At 62.8% G+C, this 9021-nt stretch carries 7 protein-coding genes; 2 read left to right on the top strand and 5 right to left on the bottom strand.

Annotated elements, in window-relative coordinates; translation table 11 throughout:
* The 4 genes from GM658_RS28420 to GM658_RS28405 all read right to left on the bottom strand — a co-directional run.
* Positions 1-229: IS110 family transposase (locus GM658_RS28420; RefSeq protein WP_155457479.1), on the bottom strand; the 229-nt coding region annotated here is incomplete at its 3' end.
* Between the two features lie 258 nt (positions 230-487).
* A complete protein-coding gene (gene glpD / locus GM658_RS28415; RefSeq protein ID WP_155457478.1) occupies positions 488-2002 on the bottom strand; it encodes a glycerol-3-phosphate dehydrogenase in 1515 nt (504 codons plus the stop codon).
* Positions 2003-2013: 11 nt separating this feature from the next.
* Entirely contained in the window at positions 2014-3285 is a 1272-nt protein-coding gene (locus tag GM658_RS28410; protein ID WP_155457477.1) for a metal-dependent hydrolase family protein, read from the bottom strand.
* Positions 3286-3301: 16 nt separating this feature from the next.
* Positions 3302-5533 carry an OPT family oligopeptide transporter gene (locus GM658_RS28405; RefSeq protein ID WP_371865317.1) on the bottom strand — a complete coding sequence of 744 codons (2232 nt, stop codon included), beginning with the start codon at positions 5531-5533 and terminating at the stop codon, positions 3302-3304.
* A 95-nt stretch (positions 5534-5628) separates the two neighbouring features.
* Between GM658_RS28405 and GM658_RS28400 the strand changes: the two genes are divergently transcribed.
* Positions 5629-8028, top strand: a complete 2400-nt coding sequence (locus tag GM658_RS28400; RefSeq protein WP_155457476.1) for a penicillin-binding protein 1A — start codon at positions 5629-5631, stop codon at positions 8026-8028.
* 67 nt (positions 8029-8095) lie between these two features.
* Entirely contained in the window at positions 8096-8866 is a 771-nt protein-coding gene (locus GM658_RS28395) for a PP2C family protein-serine/threonine phosphatase (protein WP_155457475.1), read from the top strand.
* Here the strand turns inward: GM658_RS28395 and GM658_RS28990 are convergent.
* Positions 8835-9021 (bottom strand): hypothetical protein (locus tag GM658_RS28990; protein ID WP_170299031.1); only part of this gene is annotated, 187 nt, incomplete at its 5' end. The two genes, GM658_RS28395 and GM658_RS28990, sit on opposite strands and share 32 nt — an antisense overlap.

The raw sequence follows: 9021 nt of genomic DNA, 5'->3' as shown, positions 1-9021 counted from the left end.
TCCCTTTGTCGAACCAGTATAGGGCAATTGGCTCGCTATATACCCCCGTTGACTCCAGGCAGACATGGATTTCCGGCAGCCGGACTTTTTGCTTGACCAGCCAACTTTCCATCTCTGCGAAGCCATTTGGTGAGTTCTCGACAACCTTGGCTCGGATTTTTCCCTCGGCCAGCAACGCGACGTCGAGCTTCTTTTTGCTAACATCAATTCCTACGACTGGCGTATTCATCTCGTCCACCTTTCTCGTATGCAGGCTTACCAATTTGGATGGCCTAAGATACCGTCCGGCGTTCTAGATGAACAAGTGGGCAAAGCCACCAATCTGACCCACAGGCTCGATGGCCTCAACTCTTTCCGGTGTGACTTTGCCCCGCCGTCCCCGAAATCTTAATACCCACGTCGGAAGTAGCATTTTCAATATACGAGCTCTGGCAATCGGACATTTCAAGTTGAAATGTCCGATTGCCAGAGCTGACCCCGACTTTTATTATGAATGTGCTGAGAGCCAGGCGTCGAGGCGGGCTTCGGCGCCGGCCGGCAGGTGCAAGCCGAGCTTTGAGCGGCGCCAAAGGATGTCTGCTGCCGTAACGGCCCATTCCTTGCGGCGCAGGTAAGTCACTTCGGTCTCGTACAGGCCGGGCAGGATCTCTTCCCCCATATCGGCCAGCGACAGGCAGCCATCAAGCATGGTGTGCACGCGCGTGCCATAGGCGCGCACATAACGCTTCACCAGTTCTTGCGGCAGCCAGGAATACTTCACTTGCACTGCCGCGGCCCATTGGCAGAATTCCTGCACCGAGCGGTTCTGCGGTTCCGATCCAAACAGGTCTCCGCCCGGCAGGCAGGCTTTTTCGGTCCAGCCCTTGACCGGCTTGCCCAGCGATTTGCACAGCATGTCTACCGCGTCTTCGGCCAATTTGCGGAACGTGGTGATCTTGCCGCCGAAGACGTTCAGCAGCGGCGCACCGTCCTTGTCCAACTCGAGGAAGTAGTCGCGCGTGACGGCTTTAGCGTCAGCCGCGGCGTCCTCCAGCAGCGGACGCACGCCGGCATAAGTCCAGACCACATCCGCCGTCCGCACGGGCTCGCGGAAGTAGTTGCTGGCCAGGTCGCACAGATAGCGGATTTCGCTCTCTTCGATCGTTACACGCTGCGGGTCGCCCTTGTATTCGAGGTCTGTTGTGCCGATCAGCGTGAAGTCGCGCTCATACGGGATGGCGAACACGATGCGGCCATCCCTGTTCTGGAAAATATACGCTTCGTCGTGCTCGAAGATTCGGCGCACTACGATATGGCTGCCTTTTACCAGCCGCAAATGGCGCGATTCCTGTTTTGCGCCTGCTGCCTTCAGGAAGGATTGGGTCCACGGCCCGGCTGCGTTCACTATGGTACGCGCGGTGACGCGCTTCTCCGTGCCATCGGCCTTGCGCAGGGTCGCGACCCAGTGGTCGGCATGGCGCTCTACGCCGACGCAGGTGGTGCGCGTCAGGATGCAGGCGCCTTTGGCGCAGGCGTCGATCGCGTTGAGCACGACCAGGCGTGCATCGTCGACCCAGCCGTCGGAATATTCGAAGCCGCGGCGGAACTCGGGCTTCAAGGGCCGTCCTGCCGGATGGCAGCGCAGGTCGATGCCGCGCGAGCCTGGCAGCAGCTCCCTTTTGGCCAGCATATCGTACAGGAACAGGCCGGCGCGGATCAGCAGCGCCGGGCGCTGTCCGGCATCATGCGGCATCACAAAGCGCAGCGGCCACATGATGTGCGGTGCACTGCGCAGCAGCACTTCGCGTTCGGCCAATGCCTTGTGCACCAGCCGGAATTCGTAGTACTCAAGGTAGCGCAGGCCGCCGTGAATCAACTTTGTCGACGCGGACGAAGTGTGCGACGCCAGGTCGTCCTTTTCGCACAGGACGACGCACAGGCCGCGGCCTGCCGCATCGCGCGCAATCCCGGCCCCATTGATACCGCCACCAACTACCAGTACATCGCAATCAACTTCCGCCATGCGCTCCCCGATTACTGTTTATAAATGACGCCTTCCTTCATCACAAATCCTACCTTTTGCAGGAGCGTGATGTCTTGCAGCGGATCGCCGGCAACCGCCACGATATCGGCAGCATAACCCGGCTCGAGAGAACCAAGGCGATTTGCCTGCCCCAACAGCGTCGCCGCGCTGACTGTGGCGGCCCGGATCGCTTCCAGCGGCGGCATGCCCGCCTCCACCATATAGGCGAATTCCTTGGCGTTCTCGCCGTGCGGGAACACGCCCGCGTCAGTGCCGAAGGCGATCTTCACGCCGGCCTTATAGGCGCGCGCGAACGTGCCCTGGATCTGTGGGCCGATCGCTGCGGCCTTCGGCTGGACCAGGGCTGAATAGTAGTTTGGTTCCTTGGCCTTGTCGGCGACGTAACGTCCGGCGCTGATGGTCGGCACGTACCAGCCGCCGGTTTTCTTGAACAGAGCGATTGCCTCATCGTCCATGAAGGTACCGTGCTCGATTGAGTCAACTCCGGCGCGCAACGCGCGCTTCATGCCTTCCGCCCCGTGGGCGTGAGCCGCGACCTTGAAGCCGTAATCCCTGGCCGCAGCGACCAGCGCTTTCAGTTCGGCGTCATCGAATTGCGCGTTCATGCCGCTGCTGGCCTGGCTCAATACGCCACCGGTAGCGGTGATCTTGATCACGTCCGCGCCTTCCTGATAGCGGGCGCGCACCGCCTGGCGCGCTTCGTCGGGGCTGTTGATGACGCCTTCCTGCGGGCCTGGCGTGCCGCGCAGACGATGCAGCTCGCGCGAATCGCCATTGCTTGGATCGCCGTGGCCGCCAGTGGTGGCAATCGCTTTCCCGGCCGTGAACATGCGCGGACCGATGATGGCGCCGGTGTTGATCGCGCGCTTCATCGCTATATTCAGGCCTTCGCCTGCCCCCAGGTCGCGTACCGTGGTGAAACCGGCTTTCAGCGTGCGCTCGGCGAAGTGGACGGACTCGTAGGCGCGGTCGATGGCGTCCAGCGAAAGTTCGCCGTACAACGAGTCGACCTGGGGCTGGGTCTCATGGGTCAGGTGCACGTGCATGTCGATAAAGCCGGGCATGCAGGACATGGAGCCCAGGTCGACGTCGGCCTTGCCCTGGGTTGGCGAGATCGATTTAACCTTGCCGTCCTCGATCAAGATGGTGACCTTTTCGCGCCATACGCCGGCTTTCACGTCCAGCAGGCGGCCGCAACTCACAGTCATGGCGTTCGCCGTCCCGATTGCCAGCAGCAGGCCCGCAGCGCCCAGTCTCTTCATCGCCCAACCTCCTCTTTTAACGAATTGGTTTTTCCCGCGCCACCCACAATAGCAGCGCCATGATTACAGCATAAGGCAGCAGCGACAGCAAATCCGCGTTCGCGCCGCTGAAGAACGGGTTGCTGCCTTCGGCCCAGGCGGTCACCGCTGCATCGAAATTGGTCATGACGCCGGCCGTGATCGCGATCACGATGCCGGCCAGGGCGCCTCCGGCGATATAGCCCGATGCCAGCAGCACGCCTTCACTACGGTCGCCTGCGGCCTGGCGGCCCTCCTCGTCCAGGTTCGCGTACTGCGGCAGCTGGTTGTTGCGGCGATCTGCCAGCCAGCGCAGCACACCGCCGACGGCGATCGGCAGCGTTGCCGACAGCGGCAGGTAGACGCCGACCGCAAACGACAGCGACTGCACGCCCGACATTTCCAGCACCAGTGCGATCATCACGCCCAGCATGACCAGCGTCCACGGCAGCTGCTGGTCCAGGATGCCCTTGATGATATACGAGACCAGCACCGCCTTCGGCGCATCGTACTTGCGTACCTCAGTGCCGTCCGGACGTTTGTGATGGGTGCCGTTGATGCCCGGGTCCACGTACCATACCGCGCGGCCGTCTTGGCCGACCAGGTATTTGCCTTCGGGACCACCCTGCGCATCGGGCTTCTGCCAGACTTTGTAGGTCGCAGTGTCGCTGGCTGCTTGCGGTCCATCGAGCTTGGCGCTTACCGCCAGGCGGGTCGCATCGGTCGCCAGCCCTGGCGCCACCTGTGCCGCAGGCACATAAACAGTGCTGGCATTATTCAACTGCAGCAGGATGGGCCCCAGCAGCAGGGCTGACGCCAGCGAACCGACCAGCATCGCATACTGCTGGAGGCGCGGCGTGGAGCCGACCAGGAAGCCGGTCTTCAAGTCCTGCGACACGGTGCCTGCATTAGCCGAGGCGATGCAGACGATCGCTCCCACCGACAGCGCGGTGACGTAATACTGGCCGCCGGTCCAGCCGACCATCAGGAAAATCAGGCAAGTGAACAGCAGCGTCGCCACCGCCATGCCGGAGGTGGGGTTGGATGAAGAGCCAATTTCGCCGGTCAGGCGCGACGATACGGTGGAGAACAGGAAGCCGAACACGAGGATCAGTAATGCGCCCAGCAAATTCATATGCAGCGGTGCAGATGCCGTGATCACGGCGATCAGCACCAGGCAGCCGATCACTACCCACTTCATCGGGATATCCTGCTCGGTGCGGCGCATGGTATCGGCTTTACAGCCCTTGCCGACTCCTGCCAGGCCGGCGGCCAGGCTGCGCCAGATCATCGGCATGGCGCGCAACAGCGAAATCAGCCCGCCCGCAGCTACCGCACCGGCGCCGATATACAAGATATAGGCGCCGCGCACGTCGTCCGGTCCCATTTCCGAAATCAGCCTCGTTCCGGGCGCGAGAATCGTGGTCAACGGATCGCCGAAGAATTTGATCATCGGGATCAGCAGCAGGTAGGACAGCACACCGCCGGCCGTCATGGTCAGTGCGATGCGAGGACCGATGATATAACCCACGCCCAGCAGCTCGGGCGACACTTCGGCGCCGACCGAACCGCCCTTCAGCGGCGCGCCCAGTACGACTTCCGGCGTATCCTTCCAGAGCTTGAGCGACACGTTGAGCGCCTTGTACAGGAGGCCCATGCCAAAGCCGCCGAAAATCACGCGGGCGCGGCGCCTTGCATCGCGCGCCGCCTCCGATTCGCCCTGTATCGGCTCGCCCGCAGCCAGGCGCGATGAATCGCTGGCCGCAGCCTGCAACACCTGGGCGCACGCCGTCCCTTCCGGGAATTTCAGTTCATTGTGCTGGTCCACGATCATCGTGCGGCGCATCGGGATCATCATCAGGATGCCGAGCAGGCCGCCGAGCACGCCCACCAGCATCACGCGCCAGATTTCCAGTTCAAAGCCGAGGATCAGAATCGCCGGCATGGTTACGCCCAGTCCGAATGCGATCGATTCGCCGGCGGAACCGGCAGTCTGCGCGATGCTGTTTTCCAGGATGCTCGCATCCTTGCCGCCGAGCTTTTTCGCCAGTCCAAAGAAGGTGATCGCGATCACGGCCACTGGAATCGATGCGCTGACAGTCAGGCCGACCTTCAGCACCAGGTAGAGCGAAGAAGCGCCAAACACCATGCCCAGCAAGGTACCGAGGAACAAGGCGCGGAAAGTCATTTCCGGCAACCGCGCCTCGTCGGGAATATAGGGACGGAACACGTAAATCCTTTTAGACTGAAACCCCAAGACTATGGCATATAGAACAACTCATGCATAGTCTATAATTGCCCGACTTGGTAACCGAGAGAGTTGATTTGAGCAATCGTCCTTCCTGGCTGAACCGCCGTAACGTCATTCGAGCCAGTCTTATCGCTGGCGGTACCGCCCTCGCCGGCAGCATCGCGCTGGTTTGCTACGCAGCCTTCGTGATTCGTCCCAGCCTGCCGACGCTGGAGGCAGTCACCGATTACCATCCCAAGATCCCGCTGCGCATTTACACTGCCGACAAGGTTCTGATCGGCGAATTCGGCGAAGAGCACCGCGACTTCACGCCAATCGCCGAAGTGCCGGAATTGATGAAGAAGTCCGTGCTGGCCATTGAAGACTCGCGCTTTTACGAACACGGCGGCATCGACTGGATCCGCGCCTTGGGCGCAGCGCGCGCCAACCTGCGCGGCAGCTTCCGCCAGGGCGGCTCCACCATCACCATGCAGGTAGCGCGCGATTTCTACCTGAGCAAGGACAAATTCATCTCCCGCAAGATGGCGGAGGTCATGCTGGCCTACCGCATCGAGGCCGCACTCGGCAAGGACAAGATCCTCGAGCTGTACATGAACAACATCTACCTGGGCCAGCGCTCATATGGCTTCGCCAGCGCAGCACAGGCCTATTTCGGCAAGTCGCTGAAGGAACTGTCGATCGCCGAAATGGCGATGCTGGCGGGCCTGCCGCAGAACCCTTCGCGCAACAATCCGGCCGTGAATCCGAAGAAGGCGCGCCAACGCCAGCAGGTGGTCTTGCGCCGCATGCATGAACTCGGGTACATCACCGAGGCGCAGTACGACAAGGCCAAGAAGGAGCAGCTGCACGTCAACCACCGCGGCCAGGAATTCGACACCCACGCCGAATACGTGGCCGAACTGGCGCGCCAGGCGGTTTTCGCCGAGTTCAAGGAAGAATCGTACACGCGCGGTATCAACGTCTACACCACCATCTTGTCGAAAGACCAGGACGCCGCCTATGCCTCGGTGCGCAGCAATGTGGTGGCCTACGACCAGCGCCACGGCTACCGTGGTCCCGAAGCCTACATCGAGCTGCCCGCCGACGAGGAAGAACGCGACGATGCGATCGACGAGGCGCTGGGCAAGCGCGTGGTCAGCGATGGCCTGATTCCGGCCGTGGTGCTGCAGGCCAGCCCCACCCTGGTCAAGGCCGAAACTTCCGATGGCGACGTCCTTTCCATCAGCGGCGAGGGCCTGAAGCTGGCAACGTCCGCGCTGTCCGAAAAGGCCAAGCAAGGCTTTGCCATCCGTCCCGGTGCGGTCATCCGCGTCATGCAGACCGAAAAGAAAAACTGGGCCATCACGCAGGTACCAAAAGTCGCGGCAGCCTTCGTCTCGCTGGACGCCAACACCGGCGCCTACCAGGCCATGGTGGGCGGCTTTGATTTCGGGTTGCAGAAGTTCAACCACGTGACCCAGGCCTGGCGCCAGCCTGGTTCCTCGATCAAGCCATTCATTTATTCCGCTGCCGTAGCAAAAGGCTTCGGCCCGGCCACCGTGATTGCCGACGAACCGCTGGAAATGCCGGGCGGCGCCAATGGCGAACCATGGAAGCCGCAGAACGACGACGGCAAGTTCGATGGCCAGGTCACCATGCGCCGTTCGCTGGCGGCGTCGAAAAACGTGCCTTCGGTGCGCCTGCTGCGCGCGGCCGGCCTGGATGACACGCACGCTTACCTGGCCCGCTTCGGCTTTGACCTGGCGCGCCATCCGAAGAATTACACCATGGCCTTGGGTACCGGCGCCGTCACACCGCTGCAGATGGCTGGCGCCTATGCGGTCTTCGCCAACGGCGGCTACAAAGTCACGCCTTACCTGATTTCGCGCGTGGTAGACGCCAAGGGCGCGGCCATCATGGACATCAAGCCGCCGCAGCCGGCCAATGCCGGCGAGCGCGTGCTGGAGGAGCGCAACCTCTTCATCATGGACAGCATGATGCGCGACGTTGCCCGCAGCGGTACCGGCGCCGCAGCCGGCCGCCTGGGCCGCCCGGACCTGGCCGGCAAGACCGGCACCACCAGCGATTCGATGGACGGCTGGTTCGCAGGCTATGGCGGCGGCATCGTGGCGGTGGCCTGGATGGGCTACGATGAGCCGAAGTCCTTGGGCGGCCGCGAGTTTGGCGCCACCCTGTCGCTGCCGATCTGGATGGACTACATGCGTGTCGCACTGCCCAAGCATCCGCCGGTCGAGCGTCCGGTACCGGAAGGCGTAGTGCAGCTGAATGGAGACTGGATTCTGGAGGAGTACTCCAACGATCCGACAGTGCGCGCGGTCGACCTGGACGATATCCCGGCCGAAGGCGAACAGCAAGCGCCGGCCGACGGCGCCCAGCCCGCACCGCAAGCGCCGCCGGCGCCGAATACGCCGGCCACGCCGGGACAGCCGGCAATACAGCAGTTCCCGCCGCCCCAGCCACCGGCGGGCGCCTGATCATGACTGGCAAGCGGCCGCAAATCATGTACCATCGGACCGAGCCCCTCTTCGCGGAGCAAGCGTAATGATCCCGTTGTCGCCGCCGGTATTGCAGCAGATGACCATGGGCCTGGTCTATGGCTTGACGGACGTCGGTACTGTACGCCCCAGCAACCAGGACAACCTGCTGCTGCTGCCCGAACTCAATCTGGTCGCCGTCGCCGATGGCATGGGCGGTCATGTGGGCGGCGATATCGCCAGCACCGAGGCCTTGCTGCTGGTCTGGAAACACCTGCGCGCGCAGCCGGCGCCGCAAGCCGACACCGACGCGCTGCGCCAGCTGTATGACGCGGTCTTATTTGCCAATTCCACCCTGTTCCGCAACAATTCAGCGGCCGGCCTGGCCGATGGCTACGGCATGGGGACCACCTTGACCGGCATGTGGCAGCCGCAAGCCGGCGGTCCCGCCCACATTTTCCACGTTGGCGACAGCCGTATTTACCGCTACCGCAGCGGCCAGCTGGCGCAGCTTACGCATGACCAGACCTTGTACCAGCAGGCGCTGGAAGCCGGCATGACCGGCATCCTCCCGCCGCGCAACTTGCTGCTGCAGGCGATCGGTCCTGGCGAAGATGTGCGTCCGGACGTGTTTGCGCATGCCGTGGCGCAGGGGGACCTCTACCTGTTGTGCAGTGATGGATTGTATGGCGCGACAGAGCACGAAGCGCTGGCGGCAGTCCTGGCCGGGGCCCGGGCGGACAACTTGCCTGAAACCTGCGCCGCGCTGGTCGAAAAGGCGAAGCAAGACGGCAGCCGCGACAACATCACGGCGGTGCTTCTACTCTGCGCAGCTTAAAACTCTTCCCAATCGTCGTCGGGCTTGCTGACTGGCGCAGCGGCACGGCGCGCACCTGCCCGCGCGCTTCCAGCCGTCCCCCCGGCAGAGGCGCCGCTGGCCGGCGCAGCGCCATCATCGCCAGCAACCGGGCTGGCTGGCGCTCGCCGCGCAGC

Source organism: Massilia eburnea, from assembly GCF_009720745.1.
Classification (GTDB): domain Bacteria; phylum Pseudomonadota; class Gammaproteobacteria; order Burkholderiales; family Burkholderiaceae_D; genus Rugamonas; species Rugamonas eburnea.
This window is presented reverse-complemented; position numbering and strand designations above follow the sequence as displayed.

Excerpts from the sequence above, each read along its gene's own strand:
- glpD (WP_155457478.1), bottom strand. The coding sequence starts at position 2,002 with ATGGCGGAAGTTGATTGCGATGTACTGGTAGTTGGTGGCGGTATCAAT.
- GM658_RS28410 (WP_155457477.1), bottom strand. The coding sequence starts at position 3,285 with ATGAAGAGACTGGGCGCTGCGGGCCTGCTGCTGGCAATCGGGACGGCG.
- GM658_RS28395 (WP_155457475.1), top strand. The coding sequence starts at position 8,096 with ATGATCCCGTTGTCGCCGCCGGTATTGCAGCAGATGACCATGGGCCTG.